Below are 25,689 nucleotides of genomic sequence, written 5' to 3'. Positions count from 1 at the left end.
AGTCACTGTCGTTCTCAAAATCGGTGGAGCTGCATGACAAGGTCATCGGGCATTATCTGAACATAAAACACTATCAGTAAGTTGGAGTCATTACCAGGAAAGGGCAGTTTTAAACGGAAAGACGCCCAAAATTTCACTCACTGGCATGGGATAGCGGCGGGACGTCTTGACGAAGCGATTGTCAGTAAATTTATTGAGGGAGAAAAAGACGATGTCGAAACGGTCGATGTCATCTTGCGCCCAAAAGTTTATTTCCGGTTACTGCAGCATGGTAAGGACCGTTCCGCAGGCGCGCCTGATATTGTTACCCCGATAGTGACGCCAGCCTTGCTAAGCCGTGAGGGTTTTTTATATCCGACGCCAGCGACCTCCATTCCCAGAGACCTGCTTGAACCTTTGCCAAAAGGAGCATTTTCGATTGGTGAGATTGGGCAGTATGACAAATACAAGACAATCCATACCTCATTCTCTATCAACTTTGATGACGGCATTGATAAGACTGCCGAAACGGATGAAGAACGGGAAGCACGATATGCAGCCTTGCAGCAGGAGTGGCGTCAATATCTGGATGATTCAGAGAGGCTGCTGAAGAACGTTGCCGGCGACTGGATTAAAAATCCTGAGCAATATGAACTCGCTGAGCACGGTTATATTGTTAAAACGGCGCAATCTGGCGGTGCCAGTTTCCATATCCTTTCTCTTTATGATCACCTGCTTGTTTGCAAGAAGGATGTGCCGCTCTTCAATCGCTTCGCCTCGCGAGAGGTTCATGCTGCAGAGTCTTTGCTAGCCCCAGGCGCAAAATTCAGCGACAGGCTTGGACACTCCGGAGATAAGTTTCCGCTGGCAAAGGCTCAGCGCGATGCCTTAAGCCATTTTCTGGATGCAAGACATGGCGATATCCTTGCTGTTAATGGACCTCCGGGAACCGGAAAAACCACGCTGGTGCTTTCTATCATCGCCACGCAGTGGGCCAGAGCGGCTCTCGAAAAATCTGAGCCTCCGGTTATTATCGCGACTTCAACGAACAACCAGGCTGTAACGAACATTATCGAAGCGTTCGGGAAAGATTTTTCACAGGGCACTGGTGCAATGGCCGGACGATGGTTACCTGAGCTGAAAAGCTTCGGCGCTTATTTTCCCTCAAGCACTCGTAAAGCTGAGGCAGCCAAAAAATATCAAACTGAAGATTTCTTCAACCAGGTTGAGTCAAAAGAGTATGTAGAGGATGCACTGCTGTTTTATCTGGAGAAGGCTAAGGCAGCCTTTCCTGAAAAAGATTGTTCATCCCCTGAAAAGGTCATTGAACTCCTGCATGGTCAGTTGGCAGCAAAATCCGAGCAACTGATAAGAGGCTTTGTTGAATAAATCAGATTTCGGGTAAGTCTCCCCCGTAGCGGGTTGTGTTTTCAGGCAATACGCACGCTTTCAGGCATACCTGCTTTCGTCATTTTGTTCAGCGCTCGTACCAGGGCCATAGCCTCCGCAACCTGACCATCGTAGTCACGCAGCGTCAGTGAACCCCCGAACAGCTGTTTTACCCGGTACATCGCCGTTTCCGCTATCGAGCGACGGTTGTAATCTGTTGTCCATTTCCACCGCGCATTACTCCCGGTCATTCGCTGATTAGCCACTGCACGGTTACGGTCTGCATATTCACCGGGCCAGTAACCCGCACCTTTTCGGGGAGGGATAAGGGCGCTGATTTCTTACGCCGCAGTTCATCGTGACAGAGCCGGGTGTCGTAAGCGCCGTCTGCCGATGCTGCCCTGATTTTTCTGTGAGTCTGCCGGATAAGACCCGGGAAGGCTTCTGAGTCCGTCACATTGTTCAGCGACAGGTCTGCACAGATGATTTCATGTGTTTTGCTGTCAACTGCCAGATGCAACTTTCGCCATATACGACGGCGTTCTTTGCCGTGTTTTTTGACTTTCCATTCGCCTTCACCAAAGACCTTCAGCCCGGTGGAATCAATCACCAGATGCGCGATTTCACCCCGGGTGAACGTTTTGAAACTGACATTAACCGACTTTGCGCGCTTGCTGACACTGGTGTAATCCGGGCAGCGCAACGGAACATTCATCAGTGTAAAAATGGAATCAATAAAACCCTGTGCAGCCCGCAGGGTCAACCTGAACACGCGTTTAATGACCAGAACGGTGGTGATGGCGAGATCAGAATAGCGCTGAGGTCTTCCCCGTGATGAAGGCGTTGCCGACTCATACCAGGCCTGAATAGCTTCATCATCCAGCCAGAAAGTTATGGAGCCACGGTTGATGAGGGCTTTATTGTAGGTGGGCCAGTTGGTGATTTTGAACTTTTGCTTTGCCACGGAACGGTCTGCGTTGTCGGGAAGATGCGTGATCTGATCCTTCAACTCAGCAAAAGTTCGATTTATTCAACAAAGTCATGTTACACTCAAAGTAGACAATCCTGATCTCAAGCGTACGTATTGTCCATGCGATGAATAAAGGAAAAGTTATGAAACACAAGCTTTCTGCAATCCTTATGGCCTTCATGTTGACGACGCCAGCTGCGTTTGCTGCCCCTGAAGCAGCAAACGGGACCGAGGCAACGACGGGTACTACTGGCACCACAACGACCACGACGGCTGCTACCACTGGTGGCGTGGCTGCTGGAGCTGTCGGCACGGCGACAGTTGTCGGTGTGGCAACGGCTGTTGGTGTGGCGACGTTGGCAGTAGTTGCAGCAAATGACAGTGGCGATGGCGGTTCTCATAACACCTCAACCACCACGTCTACTACGCGCTAATTCTGCTTAAACGCGTCGAAATTAAAGTTAAATAACACCCGGTTGCGATATTCGTACCGGGCTTTAGAGATTTGCATTTTTTTAATTAACCTTTCAAGGATTAAAGGTGCGCCCTCTTATTTTATCGATTTTCGCACTATTTCTTGCGGGATGTACGCACAGCCAGCAAAGTATGGTCGATACATTTCGCGCCAGCCTTTTCGATAATCAGGATATCACCGTAGCGGATCAGCAGATCCAGGCGTTGCCTTATTCCACGATGTATTTACGCCTTAATGAAGGGCAACGAATCTTTGTGGTACTGGGATATATAGAACAAGAACAAAGCAAATGGTTATCCCAGGATAACGCCATGCTGGTTACTCATAATGGACGTCTTTTAAAGACCGTCAAACTTAATAATAATCTGCTGGAAGTGACAAATTCCGGGCAGGACCCTCTGCGTAACGCGCTGGCAATAAAAGACGGCAGCCGCTGGACGCGCGATATTCTCTGGAGTGAAGACAACCATTTTCGCTCTGCGACCCTGAGTTCCACTTTTTCCTTTGCTGGATTAGAGACGCTGCATATTGCGGGTCGCGATGTGCTGTGTAATGTCTGGCAGGAAGAGGTGACTTCCACGCTGCCAGAAAAACAGTGGCAAAACACATTCTGGGTCGATTCGGCTACTGGCCAGGTTCGTCAAAGTCGGCAAATGTTAGGCGCAGGGGTTATTCCCGTAGAAATGACGTTTCTTAAGCCCGCACCATGAATAAATTACAGTCGTATTTCATTGCCAGCGTACTTTACGTAATGACACCCCATGCCTTTGCGCAAGGAACGGTGACTATTTATCTGCCTGGCGAACAACAGACACTTTCCGTTGGCCCCGTGGAAAATGTTGCCCAGTTGGTGACACAACCGCAACTGCGCGATCGCCTCTGGTGGCCTGGTGCCTTGCTGACCGACTCTGCGGCGAAAGCTAAAGCGCTTAAAGACTACCAACATGTCATGGCACAGCTTGCTTCCTGGGAAGCAGAAGCTGACGACGATGTGGCGGCAACGATTAAATCCGTGCGCCAGCAGTTACTCAATCTCAATATCACTGGTCGCTTACCGGTCAAACTGGACCCTGATTTTGTACGAGTGGATGAGAACAGCAATCCCCCGCTGGTCGGGGACTATACGCTCTATACCGTACAGCGTCCGGTGACTATTACTCTGCTGGGTGCGGTTTCTGGGGCTGGGCAATTGCCCTGGCAGGCAGGCCGTAGCGTTACCGATTATCTGCAAGATCACCCCCGTCTTGCAGGCGCGGACAAGAATAACGTTATCGTGATTACGCCTGAGGGTGAGACTGTCGTCGCCCCTGTTGCCCTGTGGAATAAAAGACATGTGGAACCACCGCCTGGCAGCCAGCTTTGGTTAGGCTTTTCTGCGCATGTACTGCCCGAAAAATATGCTGATTTAAATGACCAGATTGTGTCTGTTTTAACGCAACGTGTTCCTGACTGATGAAGAAGAATTCTTATCTTTTAAGCTGCCTGGCCATTGCCGTCTCCAGTGCCTGTCATGCTGAAGTATTAACCTACCCGGATCCGCTGGGTTCGTCGCAATCGGACTTTGGCGGCACAGGATTGTTGCAGATGCCAAATGCGCGCATCGCACCGGAGGGTGAATTCAGCGTCAACTACCGGGATAACGATCAATACCGTTTCTACTCCACCTCCGTGGCGCTGTTCCCATGGCTGGAAGGCACCATTCGTTATACGGATGTGCGCACACGTAAATATAGCCAGTGGGAAGATTTCAGCGGCGATCAGTCATACAAAGACAAATCATTCGATTTTAAACTTCGCCTGTGGGAAGAAGGTTACTGGCTACCGCAAGTGGCGTTTGGTAAACGTGATATTGCTGGTACGGGTCTGTTTGACGGTGAGTATCTGGTGGCCAGCAAGCAAGCGGGGCCATTTGATTTCACCCTCGGGATGGCATGGGGCTACGCCGGTAATGCGGGCAATATTACCAACCCGTTTTGCCGGGTGAGCGATAAATATTGTCATCGCGCAGAGTCTCACGATGCGGGCGATATCAGCTTTAGCGATATCTTTCGTGGCCCGGCCTCCATCTTTGGCGGCATTGAGTATCAAACGCCGTGGAATCCCCTGCGTCTGAAACTCGAATACGACGGCAACAATTACCAGAATGATTTCGCTGGCAAACTGCCTCAGGCAAGCCATTTCAACGTCGGTGCAGTTTATCGCGCTGCCAACTGGGCAGACCTCAACCTGAGTTATGAACGCGGTAACACGTTGATGTTTGGTTTCACTTTACGGACCAATTTCAACGATCTGCGCCCTGCCCTGCGCGATACGCCAAAACCGGCATATCAACCTGCGCCTGAATCTGAAGGATTGCAGTACACCACGGTAGCAAACCAACTTACCGCCCTGAAGTATAACGCGGGCTTTGACGCGCCAGAAATTCAGCTACGCGATAAGACGCTGTATATGTCTGGTCAGCAATACAAATACCGTGATTCTCGTGAAGCGGTCGATCGTGCCAGCCGGATTCTGGTGAATAACCTGCCGCAAGGCGTTGAGAAGATTAGCGTGACGCAAAAGCGCGAGCATATGGCGATGGTGACTACCGAAACCGACGTAGCCAGCCTGCGCAAACAGCTGGCAGGTACAGCGTCTGGTCAATCAGAGCCACTGCAACAACAACGTGTTGAAGCTGAAGATCTTTCTGCCTTTGGTCGGGGCTACCGTATTCGTGAAGATCGCTTTAGCTACTCTTTCAACCCAACACTTTCACAGTCGCTGGGCGGCCCGGAAGATTTCTATATGTTCCAGCTGGGGCTGATGTCCAGCGCCCGCTACTGGTTTACTGACCACCTGCTGCTTGATGGCGGTATTTTCACCAATATTTACAATAACTACGACAAGTTTAAGTCTTCGCTATTACCCGCGGACTCTACCCTGCCCCGCGTGCGCACGCATATCCGTGATTACGTTCGCAATGACGTTTATCTCAACAACTTGCAGGCGAACTACTTTGCCGACTTAGGCAATGGTTTCTATGGCCAGGTGTATGGCGGTTATCTGGAAACGATGTACGCCGGTGTCGGTTCCGAGCTGCTTTATCGCCCGCTAGATGCCAGCTGGGCGCTGGGTGTGGACGTTAACTACGTGAAGCAACGTGACTGGGACAACATGATGCGCTTCACCGATTATTCCACACCCACAGGTTTCGTGACGGCTTACTGGAACCCGCCGACGCTCAATGGCGTACTGATGAAACTTAGCGTTGGGCAATATCTGGCAAAAGATAAAGGCGCAACGATCGACGTCGCCAAACGCTTTGACAGCGGCGTGGCGGTAGGGGTATGGGCGGCAATCAGTAACGTATCTAAAGATGACTATGGCGAAGGCGGCTTTAGTAAAGGTTTTTATATCTCGATTCCGTTCGACTTGATGACCATTGGACCTAACCGCAACCGCGCGGTGGTTTCGTGGACACCATTGACGCGTGATGGTGGACAAATGCTGTCACGCAAATACCAGCTCTATCCAATGACGGCAGAGCGAGAAGTACCGGTTGGACAATAACCTGACGTAATTCATAACATTACATTGACTGATAAATATAAACCAATGAAAAAGAACATTTTTAAGTTTTCGGTACTGACATTGGCTGTTCTGTCTTTGACAGCATGTACCCTTGTTCCTGGTCAGAATTTATCGACCAGTAACAAGGATGTCATTGAACTACCTGACAATCAGTATGACCTGGACAAAATGGTCAATATCTATCCCGTCACGCCAGGATTGATTGATCAGTTGCGCGCCAAACCGATTATGTCGCAGGCTAACCCGGAGCTGGAGCAGCAAATCGCGAACTATGAATATCGTATCGGCATTGGTGATGTGTTGATGGTTACGGTCTGGGATCACCCGGAACTAACCACCCCCGCAGGGCAATACCGTAGCGCCAGTGATACCGGCAACTGGGTTAACGCCGATGGTGCGATTTTCTACCCCTACATTGGTCGCCTGAAAGTGGCCGGGAAAACACTTACCCAGGTACGCAACGAGATTACAGCGCGTCTCGATTCAGTCATTGAAAGCCCGCAAGTCGATGTCAGCGTCGCGGCGTTCCGCTCGCAAAAAGCGTACGTCACCGGCGAAGTCAGCAAATCGGGTCAGCAGCCGATTACCAATATTCCTCTGACCATCATGGATGCGATTAACGCCGCGGGCGGTCTGACCGCAGATGCAGACTGGCGCAATGTGGTGCTCACCCAGAATGGCGTAAAGACCAAAGTGAACCTCTATGCGCTGATGCAGCGTGGCGACTTGCGCCAGAACAAACTGCTGCACCCGGGCGATATTTTATTTATTCCGCGCAACGATGATCTGAAAGTCTTCGTGATGGGTGAAGTGGGTAAACAGAGCACGCTGAAAATGGACCGCAGCGGTATGACCCTGGCGGAAGCGCTGGGTAACGCTGAGGGTATGAATCAGGATGTCGCTGATGCGACGGGGATTTTTGTTATTCGTGCAACGCAAAACAAGCAGAATGGCAAAATCGCCAATATTTATCAGCTGAATGCGAAGGACGCATCGGCAATGATACTCGGAACGGAATTCCAGCTTGAACCTTACGACATTGTTTATGTCACTACCGCGCCGCTGGCTCGTTGGAACCGTGTGATTTCCCTGCTGGTACCGACGATTTCCGGGGTGCATGACCTGACAGAGACTTCACGGTGGATTCAAACATGGCCCAACTAAAATTTAACTCAATCCTGGTGGTTTGTACCGGCAACATTTGCCGTTCGCCCATTGGCGAGCGCTTGCTGCGTAAACGTCTGCCAGGCGTAAAAGTCAAATCGGCAGGTGTTCATGGTCTGGTAAAACACCCGGCAGATGCGACAGCAGCAGATGTTGCCGCTAATCATGGCGTATCTCTTGAAGGACATGCCGGACGTAAGCTCACTGCTGAGATGGCACGAAATTACGATCTGATTCTGGCAATGGAGTCGGAACATATTGCTCAGGTTACCGCAATCGCTCCCGAGGTCCGCGGGAAGACAATGCTGTTTGGGCAATGGCTGGAACAGAAAGAGATCCCGGATCCCTATCGTAAAAGTCAGGACGCATTTGAACATGTCTACGGTATGTTGGAGCGCGCCAGTCAGGAATGGGCGAAGCGCCTCAGCCGGTAATTTGAGTTTATAAAATACGATGACAACTAAAAATATGAATACGCCACCAGGCAGCACTCAGGAAAATGAGATCGATCTGCTTCCTCTGGTCGGCGAGTTATGGGATCACCGTAAGTTTATTATCAGCGTGACCGCGTTATTCACACTGATCGCTGTCGCTTACTCGCTGTTAAGCACGCCAATTTATCAGGCAGATACTCTGGTCCAGGTTGAGCAGAAACAGGGCAACGCCATTCTCAGCGGCCTGAGCGATATGATCCCTAACTCATCGCCCGAGTCTGCACCGGAGATCCAACTGCTGCAATCGCGCATGATTCTCGGTAAAACCATTGCTGAACTGAATCTGCGCGACATGGTTGAGCAGAAGTATTTTCCGATTGTGGGTCGCGGCTGGGCGAGATTAACCAAAGAAAAACCAGGTGAGCTGGCGATCAGCTGGATGCATATTCCACAACTGAATGGTCAGGATCAGCAACTGACACTCACGGTTGGGGAAAACGGCCACTATACGCTGGAAGGTGAAGAGTTCACCGTCAATGGTATGGTCGGCCAGCGTCTGGAAAAAGATGGCGTTGCGCTGACTATCGCGGACATTAAGGCCAAACCAGGAACACAGTTTGTCCTGAGCCAGCGTACCGAACTGGAAGCGATTAACGCGTTGCAGAAAACCTTTACCGTTAGCGAACGCAGTAAAGAAAGCGGGATGCTGGAACTTACCATGACTGGTGATGATCCCCAGTTGATTACTCGTATTCTGAACAGCATCGCTAACAACTATTTGCAACAGAATATCGCTCGCCAGGCGGCGCAGGATTCACAAAGCCTTGAATTCTTACAGCGCCAGTTGCCAGAAGTGCGCAGCGAGCTGGACCAGGCGGAAGAAAAACTCAACGTTTATCGCCAGCAGCGCGATTCGGTTGACCTTAACCTGGAAGCCAAAGCCGTTCTTGAGCAGATTGTGAACGTTGATAATCAACTCAATGAGCTGACCTTCCGCGAGGCAGAGATCTCCCAGCTGTATAAGAAAGATCACCCAACTTATCGTGCGCTGCTGGAAAAACGCCAGACGCTAGAGCAAGAACGCAAACGCTTGAATAAGCGGGTATCGGCTATGCCTTCCACCCAACAGGAAGTGTTGCGTTTAAGTCGTGACGTAGAAGCGGGCCGTGCGGTATATCTGCAATTACTTAACCGCCAGCAGGAGTTGAGTATTTCGAAATCCAGTGCCATTGGTAACGTGCGGATTATCGACCCGGCAGTCACTCAGCCGCAGCCAGTGAAACCGAAAAAAGCGTTGAATGTGGTGCTTGGTTTTATTCTTGGCCTGTTTATTTCGGTGGGTGCCGTGCTGGCGCGTGCGATGTTGCGTCGTGGTGTAGAAGCCCCGGAACAACTGGAAGAGCACGGCATCAGCGTTTATGCCACCATCCCGATGTCCGAGTGGCTGGATAAACGTACCCGTCTGCGTAAGAAAAAATTATTTTCTAATCAGCAGCGCCATCGTACTAAAAATATCCCCTTCCTGGCGGTGGATAACCCGGCGGATTCTGCTGTGGAAGCCGTACGTGCGCTACGAACCAGTCTGCATTTCGCTATGATGGAGACTGAGAATAACATTCTGATGATCACCGGTGCGACGCCAGACAGTGGTAAAACATTTGTCAGTTCAACTCTGGCAGCGGTGATCACCCAGTCCGATCAAAAAGTGTTATTTATTGATGCCGACTTACGCCATGGTTATTCGCATAACCTGTTTACCGTGAGTAATGCACATGGCTTGTCGGAATATCTGGCAGGTAAAGATGAGCTCAACAAAGTGATCCAGCATTTTGGCAAAGGAGGCTTTGATGTGATTACTCGCGGTCAGGTGCCACCTAACCCGGCTGAACTGCTGATGCGCGATCGGATGCGTCAATTACTGGAATGGGCGAACGACCATTACGATCTGGTGATTGTCGATACGCCGCCGATGCTGGCGGTGAGCGATGCTGCGGTCGTGGGGCGCTCTGTCGGCACCAGCCTGCTGGTTGCGCGTTATGGCCTGAACACCGCCAAAGAGGTGAGCTTGTCAATGCAGCGTCTGGAACAGGCAGGCGTCAATATTAAAGGCGCTATCCTCAATGGTGTGATTAAACGCGCCAGCACCGCTTACAGTTACGGCTATAACTATTACGGTTATAGTTACTCCGAGAAAGAGTAAAACTGAAGGTAAAGTGACCGGATGCGGCGAACGCCTTTTCCGGTCTACGCATTAGACAGTTCTTCGTTTGTCATCAGCCTCAGAGCATTCAGGTAGCTGAATGCTCTTTTTTATGCATTACAAACTGCACGCCGGTATGCGTGCTTCATTCACGATTTGCGTAAAACCGGCCAACGAACACATGCCCTGCGCATTTCGCTCTTCACATCCTGCCAGGGTCAGTTTCACCTCTCCGGGCGGCGTATTTAATGACAGCGGCGTTTTATCACGCATCTGCTGTAAAGTCTGGAAGACCAGCGAAACCTGAATCCACTGGCTGTTATCGCTTAGCCGACGCCAGCGTTCAAACACCAGTTCACCATCTGGCGGCGTGTTATCCGGCTGACCTGGAAGCGTCCAGTTGAGCTCCAGTGCGCCGCCGAGATTTGCCAGATTAGTATCGTGTCCGGCGATAAACAGCACTGAAGTGGGTAATATCACACCATACGCCTGTTTTTGCGGTGGATGGGGCGTCAACGCTGTCATGATCAAATCCAACAACGGGGTGGCGCGGCTGCGGGCAACCTCCGGCGTGCGTTGTAGTAAATAAAATTGCGCGTTATGCAAACTTAGCAACGTGTTCCACTGGTGTGAATCAGTGATCCTTCCCCACCCCGGCTCCGGCATTCCCTGTGCCTGTTGCAGGAGAAATATCTCCGTCAGCATTGATGCGAGGCTTACCGCACCGGTTAATGAGACATTGTCGGCGCTCACCTTGAGTTCCGATGGTAATGCCTGCGTTAATGAACAGCTTTCGTCCTGTTTCTCACGGTTAAGGCACAAGTTTGATTGCGGAAAATTAAGCACCCGTTCCAGTTCGCGAAACGCCGTTTGCCGATGCCCGGTAAAGTCAGCAATTGACCCTCCTGCCCTGCTGAGGATCGCGTCAGTCACGTTCGCGTTATCCAGTTGGCAAACGCCAGTTTTTAGAGGATTAAATAACGGATCGGGACTGGACGTATCTGCCTGGGTATGTACGGTTATTGCACAGTCAGGTGCCAGCCCGGCGGCGAAGGCTTCGCCTGTTTTACGGGTACGCTCGTCGACATCAGCAATAATCGCGACCTGACCAGGCTGCGGGCAGCCCTTTTTCGTCAGCAATCCGTCGGCTACCAGACGCTGGCGTTGGTAATGTCCGAGATAAGCGATTAGCTCACCACCGCGCGGTGTCAGCCAACCCAGTTTTACCGGCCAGGTTGGCCATGCGTCTGGGGTGACATCCTGCATCAGTTGCGTGGCCTTGGTTGGGGCACGCACACCATGACGACTGACAATCACCACACTTTCCAGCTTCAGCTCCGGCTCACTCTGAGCGAATGCAGATTGCGGGGTTAACGGAATCAGAAGAGATAAAAATGGGATCAAGATCGCTTTCATCGATATGTTTCCGCTTTTCATATCCGACATTATTGATTGCCTGATACGACGCTAATGCGCCGCATCAGACTTACGTTCGTTAACTTTTCAATCGCGGGTCCAGCCATACCAACACAAGGGTGGAGAGCGAACACATCAACAAAATGCCGACGAACCAAAGTAAATACCACATTGTTCCTGCTCCTTAGTACAGCTCGTTTTCGTTACGGCGGAGAGTTTCTGTCGTCATGCGCCCCCACATTTTGTAGTAGCTCCAGAGAGTGTAGAGCAACACAATGGGCAAAAATATCAGCACGATTACCAACATAATACTCAGCGTCAGCTGACTGGAAGTGCTGTCCCACAACGTCAGGCTGGAGATTGGACTCACGCTTGACGGCATGACAAAGGGGAACAGCGTGATGCCTGCCGTGAAAATCACGCCAAATTGCATCAATGATGCCATCAAAAATCCCCAACCCGGGCGACCACGATAAATCGCCATCACCGTCAGCAATGGGCAGAAGAACCCCAGTAGCGGGAAGATCCACAAAACGGGCGACTCGACAAAATTATTCATCCAGGCACCAGGTAGCACTGCCACCAGTTTCATTAACGGATTGGAAGGACCGTTAGCATCCTGGGCGAGCAGTACAAAGCCATCAATACCGACCCACAGCCAGTAACCCGCCAGCAAAAAGCACAGCATCACCAACAGTGCAGCGCGTTTAGTCGCCAGCTGTGAACGCAGATGAATCACACCAACAGTTTTCAGTTGTAACCAGACGCCACCTTGCAAAATCACCATCCCAAGGCTGAGCAATCCGCACAATAAAGGGAATGGCGTCAGCAGTTGCCAGAAGCTGCCGAGATACTCCACGCGTAATTGCGGTGTGAAGGCAAACGGCACGCCGAGCAACAAGTTGCCGAAGGCGATACCGAAGACTACCGGCGGCACCAGACTGCCGATGACCAGACCGGCATCCCACATTTTACGCCAGCGTGCATCGGCGATTTTTCCGCGATAATCAAAGGCCAGCGGGCGGAAGAACAGCGAGCACAGCACCAGGATCATCGCCACATAAAAGCCGGAAAACGCCGCTGCATACACTCTGGGCCAGGCGGCAAATAATGCCCCACCTGCGAGGATCAACCAGACCTGATTGCCTTCCCAGTGCGCACCAACGCTATTAATCACTATCCGGCGTTCATCATCATTACGCGCCACCAGCGGCAGCAAACAGCCGATCCCCATGTCAAATCCGTCGGAGATCATAAAGACCACCAGGATCACGCCAATCAGCATCACCAGTAGCAGCAGGGAACCACAGCCCACCATGATGCGGAAACTCCAGAATACCGGCGCAACCTGAGGTATTGCACCACGCATCGCCGCCTGGTACTGTGCGGCTGTGACATGATTCATATCCGGCGCATAGCGGGAGAGCAACATGCCGTAGCCCAGGTCACCTTCCAGTTCCCGGAATGCCTGCAACACATGCGGCTCACGATTGCCTTGCGATATTTCCTGCATTAACAGCCAGACCATACGTCCGCGTTGCAAGCGTGGGTAGGTTTCAGCCATCAAATTCTTCAGACCCGGCACGGGTTTATCTAATGAGTGAGTGGCGAGGATCCCTAGCAGCGCGGGAATTTTGATGGCAAAGGCGTTACGCTCTTGATCCTGTTCCGGCCAGGCAACCACATGGAACGGTGCAGGTGCAGGTTCCGTTTGCCACTCCCCTTCCATCGCCGCCAGTTTTACCGGTTGTACTTGCGCGACTTCATACGCAGAACTGTCTCCGAGTTGCAGCGTGCCAATAATCGCCAGAGTACCGAAGACGGAACCGATGGCAAACGAGCGTAATGCGACATCGCGCTCCCGTCCGCGCAGTAAATACCAGGCGCTGATCGCCATAATAAACATGGCCGAGATTTTGTTGTTCTTTTAGAGCCTGAGGTTTAGCGTAAGCGGGAGCCAGCCTGTAAATACCATCACCATCGGGGACGATTCTGTCGCCCAGACGATTAAGATCACGATACAAAGTACGCTCACTGATGTTGAATTCGTCCATCATCTTCTTACATGATACAAAACCGTACTGGTAAAGTTCTGCAATAATAGCGGTTATTCTTTGTACCATTACCTCATGCCCGCTCATGCGCGTTCTCCTTGTAATTTTTCCTTGAGATTACCAGTCGCTACTGACAGGGCATGTCAGTAGCGACTGGAGGATCATGTTTTCATATCGGCAAATTTCTCACATAACTTAAGGAGATTAAGTCGAAAAGTCAGTTAATGGATTTTGCGGTCAATAACATAATCAGTCTCCTGCAGGCAGTCGCGAGTAGCCACTCAGAGGTGAAAGAACAACTGACGTGTCAAGGCTTCAAAAGCGGAGTATGCTGAGATTCAGTCGATTAGAGCCAGGCTGAAAAAATCTTTATAGACTTAGTTTGTTTTGCCTCAGGACTGACTGCAGCCAAACGAGCGTTCATCTCGGCTGTATGACTTGGTGCGCTCCTTCGCAAAGTAGCTCAGACGGAAAGTGAGCTTATCGTAAACCGCACGATAGTCTGTGGCGTTGGCATCCAGATAATACAGGGGATTATCTGGGATGTGGACCAACGTTCGGTATTCGGGGTAAGGGCCTAGTTGCAAAGCGCTCAGCCAGGCTTCACGTATCAGGCTGGCTAATCCCGTTCCCCCTTCTCCATAGCTTCCAAGTCCATTGAATGTGTCTTTGTTCACGAAAAGTACCATGTGGTAATGGGACTTCTCGTTTATTTCTCCCACTTCCCGAACCCAGGCGTAACGCAACTGGCATGGGTAGCTCCTGATGCCATTCTTTATTTTATTTCGGTACCGAGCATCGATTTTTGCATTAAGCGATTCAATGAAACGGGATATCAGACCACTATTCCTATTACAGTTGTCATCAGGCAGACGTAGATCGACACGGACAGCCATTGTCCTTGGGTGTTGTGCTATAGCGTTATCAATTACACCCAGCATCCGTTGCAAATACGTTGTATTGAATGGGGCATGACGTTGGTCAAGATAAATATCATTAAGCATAATAGATTCCTGTGATCTGAATATCGGGCAGGACGGAACCTTACCCGCGATGGTTGAGGTAATTAGGTGGTATCAAATCTGGCTTATTGAGTTTGTGTTGGATGTTAGTTGGGTGATGCTGACTAAATTGCTTGGTGTGTATTGCGTAGGTGTGTATTACTGGAATATTGGGGTTTATGTACTGATATATATTAACAATCCGTCACGTATTAATACTCAACATTCAGGCCAGATGCGGTTTGATATTTCATTGTGTTAAATTATTTACTCCGAAGTTAATGTCGTCTGAAAAAAAATGATTAAGGGGTGGCTATAACTTATTTCAATCACGGTGCATGATCAGAGTGTCATTTAAAATTAAGCAGCAAAAAGGGCATGGAATTTGATAAACACAGTCCAAAATATTTAATTTCTGGAATCATTAATTTTAGCCTGCAACCACTCCTCCAGGTCGCTTTTTAACCAGCGAGAAGCTCTACCCATCTTAATGGGTTTCGGAAATACCCCTTCCTGTATCAACTTATAGAACCATTTATCACTCAGGCCAGTAAGGCGTGTGATAAACTTCATATCGATGAACTCATCTTCCAGTAGTGCAGGTTTAGTTTTCATGCTGAGTGTCCCATTGCGAGAAGAGCACCGGAGCAGGCGATAACTAATTGTTCACGCCTTCTCCTCCACATGAATGGGGTGTGACGTAAAAAAAGATCTGGAAGGAGCAGTTGAGCTACCCAACTAAGAATGCATAGATACGGAAAACCTCGTGTAACGCTGTTCTCTGACCGTTACAATTTGACGGATGTCGAAACTTTGTAGAGTGCAATCATGAAAATTATTCAGAGTGGTGAGTTGATCAGTACTCTCCCCCAATTTACCAGAGGCAGAAAAATCACAGGAGGCAACCAGCCATTAATCACTTACTAATCAGTTAGTAATCACTACTTTATCATTAAAAAATCAGCAAAAAACCAGTCAACAGTCACCTTGCAGATGCCAAATCATCATGGTTCATTTATACTTTTGAAAGCATCGGACAGATGTGATATCACACTGGAGGGTACATGCTTAGGTATGACGAAGTGAGAGAGGAGTTCTTTTCCCTTTACGTTCTGAGTCTGTATTACAACGAAGATTACATTAAGCAGGCGAGTAATTTCGACACGCCTGAGGAATTTCAAAAACTCATTAATCATATATTGAACACTAAATTCCTATTCAATAATGAAGCAATACAAAGTGCGCGTACTTACTTGAAAAAACAGTTCCATTACAAAATAATTGACAAAGAGAAGTTCGATTGTTTCAAAGGTTCTGATAGAGGATCGTGGTTTGCCTTAATGTATATATATAACAACAGAATCAGTCCTGAAACCTCCTCGAGCGTGAATATCTTTGCACAAGATAATATTTACAACCCGAACTCAACTCCTGCATCCTTTTTTGAATTTGAAAACATTGATGAAATTAAAAATTTCTCACTTGATGAAGTACAAGCCGAAATGCAGGTGGGAATCTCCCCTAGCAATAAAGAAAAAAATAGAGATACACCTGAAAAATACTCGCGTAGATTTTATTTAACATCTGGCGCAGATCCCGACAACTACAGCCCGAATACAACATCCGAACAAGAACGCATTTGTACTTTGATGAGGTTTATTGATTTAGCTCCTGTAAGTTTAAGTCAGAAAATTTCCTATTTTCGTAAGTTGCATGATAAATGGCTAGAGCAATATAATACATTTCTTACTGATTATGACTGGCTAGATAAAAAAGATGAAAAGCAAGCTATCTATTGCTGGGAGTATCTGAGAAATAAAAATATGATCCCCTTTTATTTAAAACCATATAACACTGCAATGAGAATACAGATGATCATTGCATGCATGGATAGTTGGGACACTGGAGTTGAAGAAAAATATTTCTTTATTCAGAAAATGAAGCATGCTTGGCAGCAGGCTGTTTCATCACGTAAAAAAGACAAAAAGTAGATCAAGTTAATAATTTTCAGATATATATCATCCCTTTGAACATACCAGATTAACGGTGGAATCTCACGATTCTGCCGTTTTTGTATTATTTTTCAGAGGAGTAGTAATGAACAATTCTGAAGGATTGAAGCCGTTTCAGCAATCGCTCGCTGGTCTGCCACAGTGGGTGTCTGAACGTATATTGCAGCAGATAAATCAGTTAACCCGCTACGAGCCAGTGATCGGCATTATGGGTAAAACCGGTGTTGGGAAGAGCAGTCTGTGCAATGCCCTGTTTGCCGGAGATATATCACCGGTCAGCGATGTGGCTGCATGTACCCGTGAGCCACTGCGCTTTCGCCTGCAAGTCGGCGACCGCTATATGACGCTGGTGGACCTGCCCGGCGTGGGCGAAAGTGGTGCTCGCGATACCGAGTATGCTGCGATGTACCGCGAACAACTCCCCCGGCTCGACCTGGTTCTGTGGCTGATTAAGGCCGATGACCGGGCGCTGGCGGTGGATGAACATTTTTATCATCAGGTGATTGGAGAGGTATACCGGCATAAGGTGCTGTTTGTTATCAGCCAGTCGGATAAGGCCGAACCCACCAGCGGTGGGGGACCGTTGTCCACGGCGCAGAAGCAGAATATCAGCCGTAAAATCTGTCTGCTGCATGAGCTGTTCCAGCCCGTACATCCGGTGTGTGCCGTGTCGGTCCGTCTTCAGTGGGGACTGCGGGTGATGGCCGAGCGAATGATTAAGTGCCTGCCACGTGAGGCCACCAGCCCGGTGGTGTCGCAACTCCAGTCTTCCTTTCGCACGACGGTAGTCCGGGAACAGGCTCGTAGCGATTTTGGTGAAACCGTCGGGGCCGTACTCGATAGCATCAGTGCCTTTCCCCTGATACCCGCCCCGGTACGGGCTGTCATTCAGGCCGTGCGCACCACGGTGGTGTCAGTGGCCCGCGCCGTCTGGGATTTCTTCTTCTGAGTATTTAACCCATCCCTGTTACTTCCCTGCCCCTGTCGCAGATGCGACGGGGATCCCTTTTATTTGTTTTCCCGTTATGAGGAGTCTGCTTATGACCCGTCTGGCTTCGCGCTTTGGCGCAGCAAATCTTATCCGTCGCGACCGCCCGTTAACCCGCGAAGAGCTGTTTCGCGTGGTGCCCAGTGTATTCAGTGAGGACAAACACGCATCCCGTAGTGAGCGTTATACCTATATACCCACCATATCCCTGCTGGACAGCCTGCAGCGCGAAGGCTTCCAGCCGTTCTTTGCCTGTCAGACCCGGGTACGCGACCCGGGTCGACGCGAGCACACAAAACACATGCTACGCCTTCGTCGGGAGGGGCAGATTACCGGTAAACAGGTACCAGAAATTATCCTGCTCAACTCCCATGATGGCACCAGTTCGTACCAGATGTTGCCGGGTTTATTTCGTGCGGTTTGTCAGAACGGGCTCGTCTGCGGTGAGTCATTTGGCGAGGTGCGTGTGCCGCACAAAGGCGATGTAGTGAGTCAGGTGATTGAGGGGGCCTATGAAGTGCTGGGCATTTTTGACCGTGTGGAGGAGAAGCGGGATGCGATGCAGTCGTTGCTGTTGCCACCACCTGCGCAGCAGGCACTGGCAAAAGCCGCGCTGACGTACCGCTTTGGTGAGGACCACCAGCCGGTGACTGAGTCGCAGATCCTCTCCCCGCGCCGCTGGCAAGATGAGAGTAGCGACCTGTGGACCACGTACCAGCGTATTCAGGAGAACCTGATTAAGGGTGGGCTCAGTGGCCATAATGCCAAAGGAGGACGGTCACATACCCGTGCCGTTCGCGGTATCGACGGGGACGTGAAACTTAACCGGGCACTGTGGGTGATGGCGGAAGCGATGCTCACGCAACTGCAGTGACCGTTTAATGTTGCCGCTTTGTTAATATCGGACACCACCTGTCCGCATCGCACCGTGCTGGCGGTCCTCACTCACTGAGTGAATGGCCTGTAACCCCCGCTGCCTCTGGCTTTTGCAGAAATGAAAAATAGTTTCTGTGATGTCCATACCCTGTCCGACCCCCTCTTTAAAGTAATCACATCATTTTCAGTCAGTTAACTTTCACGGAGAACGTCTCATGACACAGGCAGAACGCCGCCATGACCGGCTGGCTGTCAGGCTGTCACTGATAATCAGCCGTCTGGTGGCAGGGGAAACACTGAGTGTGCGTAAGCTGGCCGCTGAGTTTGGTGTGTCGGTGCGCACGCTGCGGCGTGATTTTCGTGAGCGGCTGATGTATCTGGACCTGGAGTATCAGTCCGGATATTGCCGCTTACGTACTGCGGGCAGTGAGACGCAGATGGTGCCCGACGTGCTTATCTTTGCCCACCGCAGCGGGATGGCCGGTCTTTTCCCTGGCTTTGACCGTCGTCTGGTAAACGCACTGCTGATGTGCGATGAGTCTCCCTGCGTAATCGCACCCGCCAGTCCGGCTCCTTCGCCATCAGGCGCATTGTCTTTCTGGCGACTGATTCAGGCCATTACCGGGCGCAGGCGGGTGACGCTGATTGCCGAGGGGCAGCGCTGTGAGCGGCTGGCTCCCTGCCGGTTACTTATCCACCAGCAGGCCTGGTATCTGGTGGCAGAGCACGACGGACATATCGCCGTATTCACCCTGGATGAAATCCATCTGGTTCAACCCCTGCAGGAGTCTTTTCGCCGCAACGACAGTCTGTGCAGTCTGGTTGAAGACCCGGTGTTTATTCAGGCCTTACCCCATTTTCGCTTTATCCAGCAGTCGCTGCTTGCGTTTGTTCCGGCCGACAGCCCACCGGAATAGTGCAGGTCTATCTCAACTCATCCGCAGGGAGAGCCTATGCCATTTATTGCCATTATCGCCATTGTTGTCATCGTCATCATTCTGAACAAAACCGGGGTGTCCGACAGCCTCACGGCCCTGACCCTTGCCACCGTTGCCGCACTGCTGACGGGCGGAGGGGCAGCCGGTGCGGCCAGTGTCGCACTGACACCGTTCGTCGGCGTGCCGGTGGGTATTTTCGTCGGCATTTATGTCTTTGCCAAAGTGGTTCGTCTGATTTCAGGAAAAAAATAATGAAACGTAAAACACTGCCTCTGCTGGTGCTGGTTGCCACCACGCTGTTTCTCAGCGCATGCGATAACAGAAGTGATGACCTGAAGGCCATCAGCAAATTTAAGGATCTAACCCCACCGCGTTTCAGTGATGTGGTCAGCCACCAGGATGATGTCAGCGAAGAATGGTCACAGGTTGACTACTTATCCGGTCCCACCTTGCAGGTTTTACGTACCCGCCAGTCGCCCGATGGCTGCGAGGATGGCAGTTACTACTACCTCGTGGATATGCAGGAAAAAACCGTCCAGCCGCTAATGAATGCGCTGTGTATTGCCGATAACATCAAACTGGAATACCAGGAGGTGACGGACCCGTATACCAAAGAAAAATACTTTGAGTACGCCCATGACGGCAAACTGATGGGGCGACTGCTGATACCCTCAAACCCTGAGAACCAGGAATAAAAATAACGACAAAGGAGACAAGAATGACAATACTTTCACTAAGTCGGTTTATGCTGGCGGGTGTACTGCTCGCGAGCTTTAATGCCTCTGCTATCCCGGGGTTCTGGCAGCAGGGTTACGGTCAGGGCAATACGGAATACAGCGTGACCGAAGCCAGCGGAAAGACGTTTACCATCAACTGCAAAGGGAACCCGGACCAGAATGGTTTCTATCAGCATTCAGTCTTTCTTACCCTTGCCGATGACAAGATGGTCAGTTCGCACGATGACGACACTACTATCACCGTAGTGATGGATCACCAGCAGTACATTATTCCGTCCAGCCTGGGCTGGCGTAACGGCGATAACGCCTGGTTTGACTTCATCAGCAATATCTCTGAGGCCGGGCAGTTCGACGTCTACGTCAATGACCACAAAGCAGGGACCTTCACTGCGGACCGGAAGAACGCTGAGAAAGTTCTGTCCACTCTCGGAGACTGCAGCAACGACTGATAGTAGTATCTTCCCCAGCAAATCCACCCCGACAGCTAGCAGGCTGCCGGGGTTTTCTTTTATCAGGAGCCCGAAAATGACCCAATCCGTGTTGCTGCCACCGGGGCCTTTCACCCGGAGACAAGCGCAAGCGGTCACTACCACGTACAGCAATATCACACTCGAAGACGACCAGGGCAGTCACTTCCGTCTGGTGGTTCGTGATACTGAAGGCCGGATGGTCTGGCGGGCATGGAACTTTGAGCCGGATGCCGGTGAAGGTCTTAACCGCTATATCCGCACCTCAGGCATCCGTACAGACACGGCCACCCGCTGATCGCGAAGCATTTACCCGCATTCACCTCCCCGAACACACTTTATATCCCCATACGCCAGCCATCGCCGCTGGCGTTTTTATTGACGGAGACATACCCATGACAACACAGACGCAGCACGACCTCGCACCCGCTAACCAACCCGAATTTGAACTGACCGTCACGCCGGTCCCCGATGAACAGCGTATCGATTTCTGGCCACAGTACTTTGGCGCTATCCCGCAGTGGCTACTCCTGGAGCCGCATATCTTCGCCTGGATGGACCGCTTCTGTGAGGGCTACAGCGGTGGTATCTGGTCGTTCTACACCCTCAGCAATGGCGGCGCATTTATGTCCCCCGAGCCTGACAACGATGAGACATGGCGTCTGTTTAACTGCCTGAACGGTAACGATGCCCAAATGAGTGCAGAAGCAGCAGGTATTGCTGTCTGCCTGATTGCGTATAGCCACCATGCCTGCCGTACAGAATGTGACGCGATGACCGCACACTATTACCGCCTGCGGGAGTATGCCATGCAACATCCAGAGGCTCACGCCATTCTGCGTATTATCGACTGACCGAAGGAGCAACAGATGAAACAGCTTTCCTTTTTACCCGGCGAGATGACGCCACAGGACCGGCGTCTCATTCAGCGGGCGCTCAGGGCTCTGGACCGCCACCTGCATGAGCCCGGCGTAGCCTTCACCTCTACCCACGCCGTACGTGAATGGCTGCGACTGCATATGGCCGCGCTTGAGCGGGAAGAGTTCCGGGTGTTGTATCTGGACAACCAGAATCAGTTGATTGCCCATGAAACGCTCTTCACCGGCACGATTAACCGCACCGAGGTGCATCCCCGGGAGGTGGTCAAACGTGCTCTGCACTTCAACGCGGCGGCAGTGATACTCGCGCATAACCATCCTTCCGGCGAGACGACACCTAGCCAGGCCGACAAAACCCTCACGCAGCGACTGGTTCAGGTGCTTCAGCTGGTGGATATCCGTGTCCCTGACCATCTGATTGTTGGTGGCAGGCAAATCTATTCGTTCGCAGAACACGGTCTGCTTTGAGGTATTACATGAAAATTATCAGTAAACGCAGGGCAATGACGATATACCGCCAGCATCCTGAGTCCCGAATCTTTCGCTACTGCACCGGCAAATACCAGTGGCACGGTAGCGTCTGTCATTACACCGGCAGGGACGTTCCGGATATCGCCGGAGTCCTCGCGGTATACGCCGAACGCCGCCAGGACCGCAATGGGCCCTATACCTGCCTGATGAGCATCACCCTGAACTGACAATAGTGGAGAACTGTAATGAGCAACCCTACCAGGGGCCTGCAGCGGGAGATTACACTGCGCCTGGGAGCCCGTCTGGTGCAGGAAGGCAACCGACTGCATTATCTGGCTGACCGGGCCAGCATCACCGGCAAGTTCAGTGACATCGAATGCCGGAAGCTGGATGAAACATTCCCGCACTTTATCCGCCAGATGGAATCGATGCTGACCACCGGTGAACTCAGCCCCCACCATGCCCACTGCGTTACCCTGTACCACAACGATTTAACCTGCGAAGCCGACACCTTCGGCTCCTGTGGTTACGTTTATCTGGCTGTTTATCCGACGCCCGAAACGAAAAAGTAAATCATCAGAATAATCTTCTGCTCCGGCCTGGTGTTTTCACCACGCCACTTTTCCATTTTTCATCTCTGCATATCAGGAAAATCTTCAGTATGAAAACATTACCCGACACACACGTACGGGAGGCATCGCGCTGCCCGTCTCCCGTCACCATCTGGCAGACACTGCTGTCCCGGTTGCTGGACCAGCATTACGGCCTTACGCTGAATGACACACCGTTCGCCGATGAACGTGTGATTGAGCAGCATATTGAAGCTGGCATTTCACTGTGTGATGCGGTGAACTTTCTCGTTGAAAAATACGCACTGGTACGTACCGACCAGCCGGGATTCAGCGCCTGTACCCGCTCTCAGTTAATAAACAGTATTGATATTCTCCGGGCTCGCAGGGCAACCGGCCTGATGACCCGCGATAACTACAGAACGGTAAATAACATTACCCAGGGGAAGCATCCGGAGGCGAAACAATGAAACTGGCCCTGACGTTGGAAGCCGACAGCATTAATGTGCAGGCACTGAACATGGGGCGAATTGTCGTTGATGTCGATGGTGTTAATCTCACTGAACTGATTAACAAGGTCGCTGAAAACGGTTATTCACTCCGCGTGGTGGAGGAATCCGACCAACAGTCAACCTGCACACTACCACCGTTTGCAACCCTTGCCGGCATACGCTGCAGTACCGCACATATCACGGAAAAGGATAACGCCTGGCTGTACTCGCTGTCACACCAGACCAGTGACTTCGGTGAATCAGAATGGATTCATTTCACAGGTAGCGGATATCTGTTACGTACCGATGCGTGGTCATATCCGGTTCTGCGGCTTAAACGCCTGGGGTTGTCAAAAACGTTCCGTCGTCTGGTTGTCACACTCATCCAACGTTATGGCGTCAGTCTCATTCATCTGGATGCCAGCGCTGAATGTCTGCCGGACCAGCCCACTTTCGATTGGTAACCAGGAACAACATGAAATCATTAACCACGGAAACTGCACTGGATATTCTGATTGCGTGGCTACAGGACAATATCGACTGCGAATCGGGAATTATCTTTGACAACGATGAGGATAGAACGGATTCAGCAGCACTGTTGCCCTGCATCGAACAGGCCCGGAAGGATGTCCGTGCTCTTCGTCATCTGCAGCTTCTGCACCAGAACCGGTGAATATCACTCACCATACTTCATTCCCCTGACGCCAGCCTGAATACAGCTGGCGTTTTCGTTTATAAACCAAAAGGAAAACCGATAATGTCAGACATCACAATCTCCCGTCCGGAAGTGGTCACCGGGCATACGGACGTTATCTGCTCCACCAGTATCCAACACGTTGTGACGGTACGGAATGCAGCACTGCAACAAACCGAAACGCTTATCCGGCAACTGGCAGAAATCTCAGTGCTGACAGCAGGCATTGGCGGCAAAACCGCCCTGGACTGGGCGATGAAACAGAATTTTCGCTGTGGCTGCTGGCTGATGGAAAAACCGGAAGCAGCAATGAAAGCCATCACCCGCAATCTCGATCGAGAAATCTGGCGTGACCTGATGCAACGTTCCGGGATGCTGAGTCTGATGGATGCGCAGGCCCGGGACACATGGTACCGATCACTGGAATATGATAATTTTCCGGAAATCAGTGAAGCGAATATCCTGAGTACATTCGAACAACTGCACCAGAATAAGGATGAGGTGTTTGAGCGAGGGGTGATCAACGTCTTCAGGGGACTGAGCTGGGATTACAAAACCAACTCACCCTGTAAATTTGGCAGTAAAATTATCGTCAACAATCTGGTGAGGTGGGACCGGTGGGGGCTTCATCTGAACAGCGGGCAACAGGCCGATCGACTTGCCGATCTGGAAAGAATGCTACACCTGTTCAGCGGCAAACCGATCCCCGACAACCGGGAAAACATCACTATTCGTCTGGATGGTCACATCCAGTCCGTTCAGGGTAAAGAGCGCTATGAAGACGAGATGTTCATCATTAAATACTTTAAGAAGGGATCTGCACACATCACTTTCAAAAGGCTGGAACTGATTGACAGAATTAACGATATAATAGCCAGGTACTTTCCTTCTGTGCTCTCAGCCTGATCCCGAGTGTGATTCCCTTTCGATATCAAAAGGGACTGCGGGTATAATTGAGGGTACATTTTTAATCAAACCAAATAAATTATATTAATATCAATATGATAAAAGAAATTTTCGATTCCGAGTCCGGCACCACTATTTAAAGAACCCAGCCTATGGCTGGGTTTTTGCTTTTCTGTCCCCGCTACGCATTGAATTTTCCCTTCTGTCAGGTAATAGTGATTTTTTTTCCTGACAATGAAAATGATATGACCTTATCTGCTTTAAAAGCCGGGTCACTGCTCCTGCTGATGATCCTGTTTTATACCGGCCTGTTCACGAGCGATCGCGTCACCTGGTTGATGGAGGTGACGCCCGTCATTATCATCATCCCACTTCTGCTTGCCACACACCGGCGATACCCTTTGACTCCCCTTCTCTATACTCTGGTTTTCTTCCACGCCATCATTCTGATGGTTGGTGGAATGTACACCTACGCAAAGGTTCCGGTTGGTTTTGAGGTTCAGGAGATGCTCGGGCTTAGCCGAAATCCGTATGACAAGCTCGGTCACTTCTTCCAGGGGCTGGTTCCCGCACTGGCAGCGCGAGAAATTCTGCTGCGCGGTGGGTATGTTCGTGGACATAAGATGACGGGGTTTCTGGTGTGCTGTGTTGCTCTGGCCATTAGCGCCACCTATGAACTCATTGAGTGGTGGGCTGCTTTGGCGATGGGACAGGGTGCGGATGATTTTCTGGGGACGCAGGGCGATCCATGGGATACCCAGTCTGATATGTTTTGCGCGCTGCTTGGTGCGTTAACGACGGTGCTGATCCTTGGGCGTTTCCATCAGCGGCAATTGCGTCGTTTGAATGTGGATAGTGCGCTCTGAGTTGCCGGATGGCGGCTTCGCCTTACGGCCTGCCGTTTTTCAGCAAACCAACGCAAAAAGGCCATCCTTGCGGATGGCCTCTTCACTTGTTTGATGCCTGGCAGTTCCCTACTCTCACATGGGGAGACCCCACACTACCATCGG

30 protein-coding genes and 3 pseudogenes are annotated in these 25,689 nt (G+C 50.8%); 26 read left to right on the top strand and 7 right to left on the bottom strand.

The features are described from left to right. Both ACOTXL_RS23215 and ACOTXL_RS23210 read left to right on the top strand, forming a co-directional pair. Window positions 1-80, top strand: an 80-nt coding sequence (locus ACOTXL_RS23215; RefSeq protein ID WP_001401901.1) for an IS1 family transposase, incomplete at its 5' end; no start/stop codon positions are given. Further along, window positions 73-1,353, top strand: a pseudogene (locus ACOTXL_RS23210) (AAA domain-containing protein); the annotation flags it as partial. The gene ACOTXL_RS23215 and the pseudogene ACOTXL_RS23210, both read left to right, overlap by 8 nt. 56 nt (window positions 1,354-1,409) lie before the next feature. Here the strand turns inward: ACOTXL_RS23210 and ACOTXL_RS23205 are convergent. Then, window positions 1,410-2,377 (bottom strand): annotated as a pseudogene (locus ACOTXL_RS23205) (IS5 family transposase). A 104-nt stretch (window positions 2,378-2,481) separates the two neighbouring features. Here ACOTXL_RS23205 and ACOTXL_RS23200 point away from each other — a divergent pair. From ACOTXL_RS23200 to etk, 7 genes are all read left to right on the top strand, one after another. After that, window positions 2,482-2,772, top strand: coding sequence for a hypothetical protein (locus tag ACOTXL_RS23200; protein ID WP_045351198.1), 291 nt, complete (start codon window positions 2,482-2,484; stop codon window positions 2,770-2,772). 106 nt (window positions 2,773-2,878) lie between these two features. Continuing rightward, complete coding sequence (gfcB, locus tag ACOTXL_RS23195) at window positions 2,879-3,523, top strand: lipoprotein GfcB (RefSeq protein ID WP_001301846.1); 645 nt, start codon at window positions 2,879-2,881, stop codon at window positions 3,521-3,523. Beyond that, window positions 3,520-4,266 carry a capsule biosynthesis GfcC family protein gene (locus tag ACOTXL_RS23190; protein WP_001038066.1) on the top strand — a complete coding sequence of 249 codons (747 nt, stop codon included), beginning with the start codon at window positions 3,520-3,522 and terminating at the stop codon, window positions 4,264-4,266. Before gfcB ends, ACOTXL_RS23190 begins: the two co-directional genes overlap by 4 nt. Then, window positions 4,266-6,362, top strand: a complete 2,097-nt coding sequence (locus ACOTXL_RS23185; protein ID WP_045351199.1) for a YjbH domain-containing protein — start codon at window positions 4,266-4,268, stop codon at window positions 6,360-6,362. The genes ACOTXL_RS23190 and ACOTXL_RS23185 overlap by 1 nt, the downstream gene beginning before the upstream one ends. Before the next feature lie 45 nt (window positions 6,363-6,407). Beyond that, the gene (locus ACOTXL_RS23180; protein ID WP_001295357.1) at window positions 6,408-7,547 is read left to right on the top strand and encodes a polysaccharide export protein; all 1,140 of its coding nucleotides are present in this window, start codon (window positions 6,408-6,410) and stop codon (window positions 7,545-7,547) included. Continuing rightward, window positions 7,535-7,981: a protein-tyrosine-phosphatase Etp gene (etp, locus tag ACOTXL_RS23175; RefSeq protein ID WP_000057871.1), complete on the top strand. Its 447-nt coding sequence runs from the start codon at window positions 7,535-7,537 to the stop codon at window positions 7,979-7,981. The genes ACOTXL_RS23180 and etp overlap by 13 nt, the downstream gene beginning before the upstream one ends. Window positions 7,982-8,000: 19 nt before the next feature. Then, entirely contained in the window at window positions 8,001-10,181 is a 2,181-nt protein-coding gene (gene etk, locus ACOTXL_RS23170; RefSeq protein WP_045351200.1) for a tyrosine-protein kinase, read from the top strand. 117 nt (window positions 10,182-10,298) lie between these two features. On the opposite strand, the gene appA is transcribed toward etk, so the two are convergent. The 6 genes and pseudogenes from appA to ACOTXL_RS23140 all read right to left on the bottom strand — a co-directional run bounded on the left by appA (window position 10,299) and on the right by ACOTXL_RS23140 (window position 15,267). Next, window positions 10,299-11,597 (bottom strand): bifunctional acid phosphatase/4-phytase, encoded by a 1,299-nt coding sequence (appA, locus tag ACOTXL_RS23165; protein WP_045351206.1) that lies wholly within the window; start codon window positions 11,595-11,597, stop codon window positions 10,299-10,301. A 79-nt stretch (window positions 11,598-11,676) separates the two neighbouring features. Beyond that, the gene (gene cbdX / locus ACOTXL_RS23160) at window positions 11,677-11,769 is read right to left on the bottom strand and encodes a cytochrome bd-II oxidase subunit CbdX (protein WP_000270305.1); all 93 of its coding nucleotides are present in this window, start codon (window positions 11,767-11,769) and stop codon (window positions 11,677-11,679) included. 12 nt (window positions 11,770-11,781) lie between these two features. Next, on the bottom strand, window positions 11,782-13,503 hold the full coding sequence (appB, locus tag ACOTXL_RS23155) for a cytochrome d ubiquinol oxidase subunit II (protein ID WP_080338202.1): 1,722 nt from the start codon (window positions 13,501-13,503) through the stop codon (window positions 11,782-11,784). A 106-nt stretch (window positions 13,504-13,609) separates the two neighbouring features. Next, window positions 13,610-13,720: pseudogene (locus ACOTXL_RS23150) on the bottom strand (DeoR family transcriptional regulator); the annotation flags it as partial. A 323-nt stretch (window positions 13,721-14,043) separates the two neighbouring features. Then, entirely contained in the window at window positions 14,044-14,655 is a 612-nt protein-coding gene (locus tag ACOTXL_RS23145) for an inovirus Gp2 family protein (RefSeq protein ID WP_008325050.1), read from the bottom strand. Window positions 14,656-15,060: 405 nt separating this feature from the next. Continuing rightward, on the bottom strand, window positions 15,061-15,267 hold the full coding sequence (locus ACOTXL_RS23140) for a helix-turn-helix transcriptional regulator (protein WP_001547758.1): 207 nt from the start codon (window positions 15,265-15,267) through the stop codon (window positions 15,061-15,063). Window positions 15,268-15,716: 449 nt separating this feature from the next. On the opposite strand from ACOTXL_RS23140, the gene ACOTXL_RS23135 reads away from it, so the two are divergent. The 17 genes from ACOTXL_RS23135 (at window position 15,717) to ACOTXL_RS23055 (ending at window position 25,545) form a co-directional block, all read left to right on the top strand. After that, the gene (locus ACOTXL_RS23135; RefSeq protein ID WP_042111109.1) at window positions 15,717-16,643 is read left to right on the top strand and encodes a hypothetical protein; all 927 of its coding nucleotides are present in this window, start codon (window positions 15,717-15,719) and stop codon (window positions 16,641-16,643) included. Between the two features lie 106 nt (window positions 16,644-16,749). Next, window positions 16,750-17,613: a GTPase family protein gene (locus ACOTXL_RS23130; RefSeq protein ID WP_001548935.1), complete on the top strand. Its 864-nt coding sequence runs from the start codon at window positions 16,750-16,752 to the stop codon at window positions 17,611-17,613. A 91-nt stretch (window positions 17,614-17,704) separates the two neighbouring features. After that, on the top strand, window positions 17,705-18,526 hold the full coding sequence (locus tag ACOTXL_RS23125) for a DUF932 domain-containing protein (protein ID WP_045351201.1): 822 nt from the start codon (window positions 17,705-17,707) through the stop codon (window positions 18,524-18,526). Window positions 18,527-18,743: 217 nt separating this feature from the next. Beyond that, a complete protein-coding gene (locus tag ACOTXL_RS23120; RefSeq protein ID WP_001548933.1) occupies window positions 18,744-19,445 on the top strand; it encodes a WYL domain-containing protein in 702 nt (233 codons plus the stop codon). A gap of 36 nt (window positions 19,446-19,481) precedes the next feature. Next, entirely contained in the window at window positions 19,482-19,718 is a 237-nt protein-coding gene (ypjK, locus tag ACOTXL_RS23115) for a protein YpjK (RefSeq protein ID WP_001115854.1), read from the top strand. Next, window positions 19,718-20,161, top strand: coding sequence for a YfjS/YafY family lipoprotein (locus tag ACOTXL_RS23110; RefSeq protein ID WP_045351202.1), 444 nt, complete (start codon window positions 19,718-19,720; stop codon window positions 20,159-20,161). The genes ypjK and ACOTXL_RS23110 overlap by 1 nt, the downstream gene beginning before the upstream one ends. Before the next feature lie 23 nt (window positions 20,162-20,184). Further along, window positions 20,185-20,652, top strand: a complete 468-nt coding sequence (gene ykfB / locus ACOTXL_RS23105; RefSeq protein WP_045351203.1) for a protein YkfB — start codon at window positions 20,185-20,187, stop codon at window positions 20,650-20,652. Window positions 20,653-20,728: 76 nt separating this feature from the next. Then, window positions 20,729-20,968: a DUF905 domain-containing protein gene (locus ACOTXL_RS23100; protein WP_000194654.1), complete on the top strand. Its 240-nt coding sequence runs from the start codon at window positions 20,729-20,731 to the stop codon at window positions 20,966-20,968. A gap of 97 nt (window positions 20,969-21,065) precedes the next feature. After that, window positions 21,066-21,524 (top strand): antirestriction protein, encoded by a 459-nt coding sequence (locus tag ACOTXL_RS23095; RefSeq protein WP_000211838.1) that lies wholly within the window; start codon window positions 21,066-21,068, stop codon window positions 21,522-21,524. Between the two features lie 15 nt (window positions 21,525-21,539). Then, the gene (locus tag ACOTXL_RS23090; protein WP_000811693.1) at window positions 21,540-22,016 is read left to right on the top strand and encodes a JAB domain-containing protein; all 477 of its coding nucleotides are present in this window, start codon (window positions 21,540-21,542) and stop codon (window positions 22,014-22,016) included. An 8-nt stretch (window positions 22,017-22,024) separates the two neighbouring features. After that, on the top strand, window positions 22,025-22,246 hold the full coding sequence (locus ACOTXL_RS23085; protein ID WP_000691994.1) for a DUF987 domain-containing protein: 222 nt from the start codon (window positions 22,025-22,027) through the stop codon (window positions 22,244-22,246). Between the two features lie 18 nt (window positions 22,247-22,264). Next, window positions 22,265-22,591, top strand: coding sequence for a type IV toxin-antitoxin system antitoxin YafW (gene yafW / locus ACOTXL_RS23080; RefSeq protein WP_001548930.1), 327 nt, complete (start codon window positions 22,265-22,267; stop codon window positions 22,589-22,591). Window positions 22,592-22,680: 89 nt separating this feature from the next. Then, window positions 22,681-23,058: a TA system toxin CbtA family protein gene (locus ACOTXL_RS23075; protein ID WP_000854726.1), complete on the top strand. Its 378-nt coding sequence runs from the start codon at window positions 22,681-22,683 to the stop codon at window positions 23,056-23,058. After that, complete coding sequence (locus ACOTXL_RS23070; protein ID WP_001547769.1) at window positions 23,055-23,543, top strand: DUF5983 family protein; 489 nt, start codon at window positions 23,055-23,057, stop codon at window positions 23,541-23,543. The genes ACOTXL_RS23075 and ACOTXL_RS23070 overlap by 4 nt, the downstream gene beginning before the upstream one ends. A gap of 11 nt (window positions 23,544-23,554) precedes the next feature. Beyond that, entirely contained in the window at window positions 23,555-23,752 is a 198-nt protein-coding gene (locus tag ACOTXL_RS23065; RefSeq protein ID WP_000839269.1) for a DUF957 domain-containing protein, read from the top strand. Window positions 23,753-23,836: 84 nt separating this feature from the next. Further along, window positions 23,837-24,679 (top strand): DUF4942 domain-containing protein, encoded by an 843-nt coding sequence (locus ACOTXL_RS23060; RefSeq protein ID WP_001548928.1) that lies wholly within the window; start codon window positions 23,837-23,839, stop codon window positions 24,677-24,679. Between the two features lie 245 nt (window positions 24,680-24,924). Beyond that, entirely contained in the window at window positions 24,925-25,545 is a 621-nt protein-coding gene (locus ACOTXL_RS23055; protein ID WP_032608268.1) for a DUF2238 domain-containing protein, read from the top strand. Window positions 25,546-25,689: the final 144 nt, after the last annotated feature.

Source organism: Enterobacter cloacae complex sp. IR5402 (assembly GCF_049238125.1).
GTDB classification, from domain to species: domain Bacteria; phylum Pseudomonadota; class Gammaproteobacteria; order Enterobacterales; family Enterobacteriaceae; genus Enterobacter; species Enterobacter hormaechei_C.
Note: the sequence above shows the minus strand (reverse complement) of the source record. Positions and strands in the feature narration are given on the sequence as shown.

What these genes read in the sequence shown, in the direction of transcription:
- ACOTXL_RS23200 (WP_045351198.1), top strand. Translation starts at nt 2,482, where the DNA reads ATGAAACACAAGCTTTCTGCAATCCTTATGGCCTTCATGTTGACGACG.
- ACOTXL_RS23190 (WP_001038066.1), top strand. Translation starts at nt 3,520, where the DNA reads ATGAATAAATTACAGTCGTATTTCATTGCCAGCGTACTTTACGTAATG.
- ACOTXL_RS23185 (WP_045351199.1), top strand. Translation starts at nt 4,266, where the DNA reads ATGAAGAAGAATTCTTATCTTTTAAGCTGCCTGGCCATTGCCGTCTCC.
- ACOTXL_RS23180 (WP_001295357.1), top strand. Translation starts at nt 6,408, where the DNA reads ATGAAAAAGAACATTTTTAAGTTTTCGGTACTGACATTGGCTGTTCTG.
- etp (WP_000057871.1), top strand. Translation starts at nt 7,535, where the DNA reads ATGGCCCAACTAAAATTTAACTCAATCCTGGTGGTTTGTACCGGCAAC.
- etk (WP_045351200.1), top strand. Translation starts at nt 8,001, where the DNA reads ATGACAACTAAAAATATGAATACGCCACCAGGCAGCACTCAGGAAAAT.
- appA (WP_045351206.1), bottom strand. Translation starts at nt 11,597, where the DNA reads ATGAAAGCGATCTTGATCCCATTTTTATCTCTTCTGATTCCGTTAACC.
- cbdX (WP_000270305.1), bottom strand. Translation starts at nt 11,769, where the DNA reads ATGTGGTATTTACTTTGGTTCGTCGGCATTTTGTTGATGTGTTCGCTC.
- appB (WP_080338202.1), bottom strand. Translation starts at nt 13,503, where the DNA reads ATGTTTATTATGGCGATCAGCGCCTGGTATTTACTGCGCGGACGGGAG.
- ACOTXL_RS23145 (WP_008325050.1), bottom strand. Translation starts at nt 14,655, where the DNA reads ATGCTTAATGATATTTATCTTGACCAACGTCATGCCCCATTCAATACA.
- ACOTXL_RS23140 (WP_001547758.1), bottom strand. Translation starts at nt 15,267, where the DNA reads ATGAAAACTAAACCTGCACTACTGGAAGATGAGTTCATCGATATGAAG.
- ACOTXL_RS23135 (WP_042111109.1), top strand. Translation starts at nt 15,717, where the DNA reads ATGCTTAGGTATGACGAAGTGAGAGAGGAGTTCTTTTCCCTTTACGTT.
- ACOTXL_RS23130 (WP_001548935.1), top strand. Translation starts at nt 16,750, where the DNA reads ATGAACAATTCTGAAGGATTGAAGCCGTTTCAGCAATCGCTCGCTGGT.
- ACOTXL_RS23125 (WP_045351201.1), top strand. Translation starts at nt 17,705, where the DNA reads ATGACCCGTCTGGCTTCGCGCTTTGGCGCAGCAAATCTTATCCGTCGC.
- ACOTXL_RS23120 (WP_001548933.1), top strand. Translation starts at nt 18,744, where the DNA reads ATGACACAGGCAGAACGCCGCCATGACCGGCTGGCTGTCAGGCTGTCA.
- ypjK (WP_001115854.1), top strand. Translation starts at nt 19,482, where the DNA reads ATGCCATTTATTGCCATTATCGCCATTGTTGTCATCGTCATCATTCTG.
- ACOTXL_RS23110 (WP_045351202.1), top strand. Translation starts at nt 19,718, where the DNA reads ATGAAACGTAAAACACTGCCTCTGCTGGTGCTGGTTGCCACCACGCTG.
- ykfB (WP_045351203.1), top strand. Translation starts at nt 20,185, where the DNA reads ATGACAATACTTTCACTAAGTCGGTTTATGCTGGCGGGTGTACTGCTC.
- ACOTXL_RS23100 (WP_000194654.1), top strand. Translation starts at nt 20,729, where the DNA reads ATGACCCAATCCGTGTTGCTGCCACCGGGGCCTTTCACCCGGAGACAA.
- ACOTXL_RS23095 (WP_000211838.1), top strand. Translation starts at nt 21,066, where the DNA reads ATGACAACACAGACGCAGCACGACCTCGCACCCGCTAACCAACCCGAA.
- ACOTXL_RS23090 (WP_000811693.1), top strand. Translation starts at nt 21,540, where the DNA reads ATGAAACAGCTTTCCTTTTTACCCGGCGAGATGACGCCACAGGACCGG.
- ACOTXL_RS23085 (WP_000691994.1), top strand. Translation starts at nt 22,025, where the DNA reads ATGAAAATTATCAGTAAACGCAGGGCAATGACGATATACCGCCAGCAT.
- yafW (WP_001548930.1), top strand. Translation starts at nt 22,265, where the DNA reads ATGAGCAACCCTACCAGGGGCCTGCAGCGGGAGATTACACTGCGCCTG.
- ACOTXL_RS23075 (WP_000854726.1), top strand. Translation starts at nt 22,681, where the DNA reads ATGAAAACATTACCCGACACACACGTACGGGAGGCATCGCGCTGCCCG.
- ACOTXL_RS23070 (WP_001547769.1), top strand. Translation starts at nt 23,055, where the DNA reads ATGAAACTGGCCCTGACGTTGGAAGCCGACAGCATTAATGTGCAGGCA.
- ACOTXL_RS23065 (WP_000839269.1), top strand. Translation starts at nt 23,555, where the DNA reads ATGAAATCATTAACCACGGAAACTGCACTGGATATTCTGATTGCGTGG.
- ACOTXL_RS23060 (WP_001548928.1), top strand. Translation starts at nt 23,837, where the DNA reads ATGTCAGACATCACAATCTCCCGTCCGGAAGTGGTCACCGGGCATACG.
- ACOTXL_RS23055 (WP_032608268.1), top strand. Translation starts at nt 24,925, where the DNA reads ATGACCTTATCTGCTTTAAAAGCCGGGTCACTGCTCCTGCTGATGATC.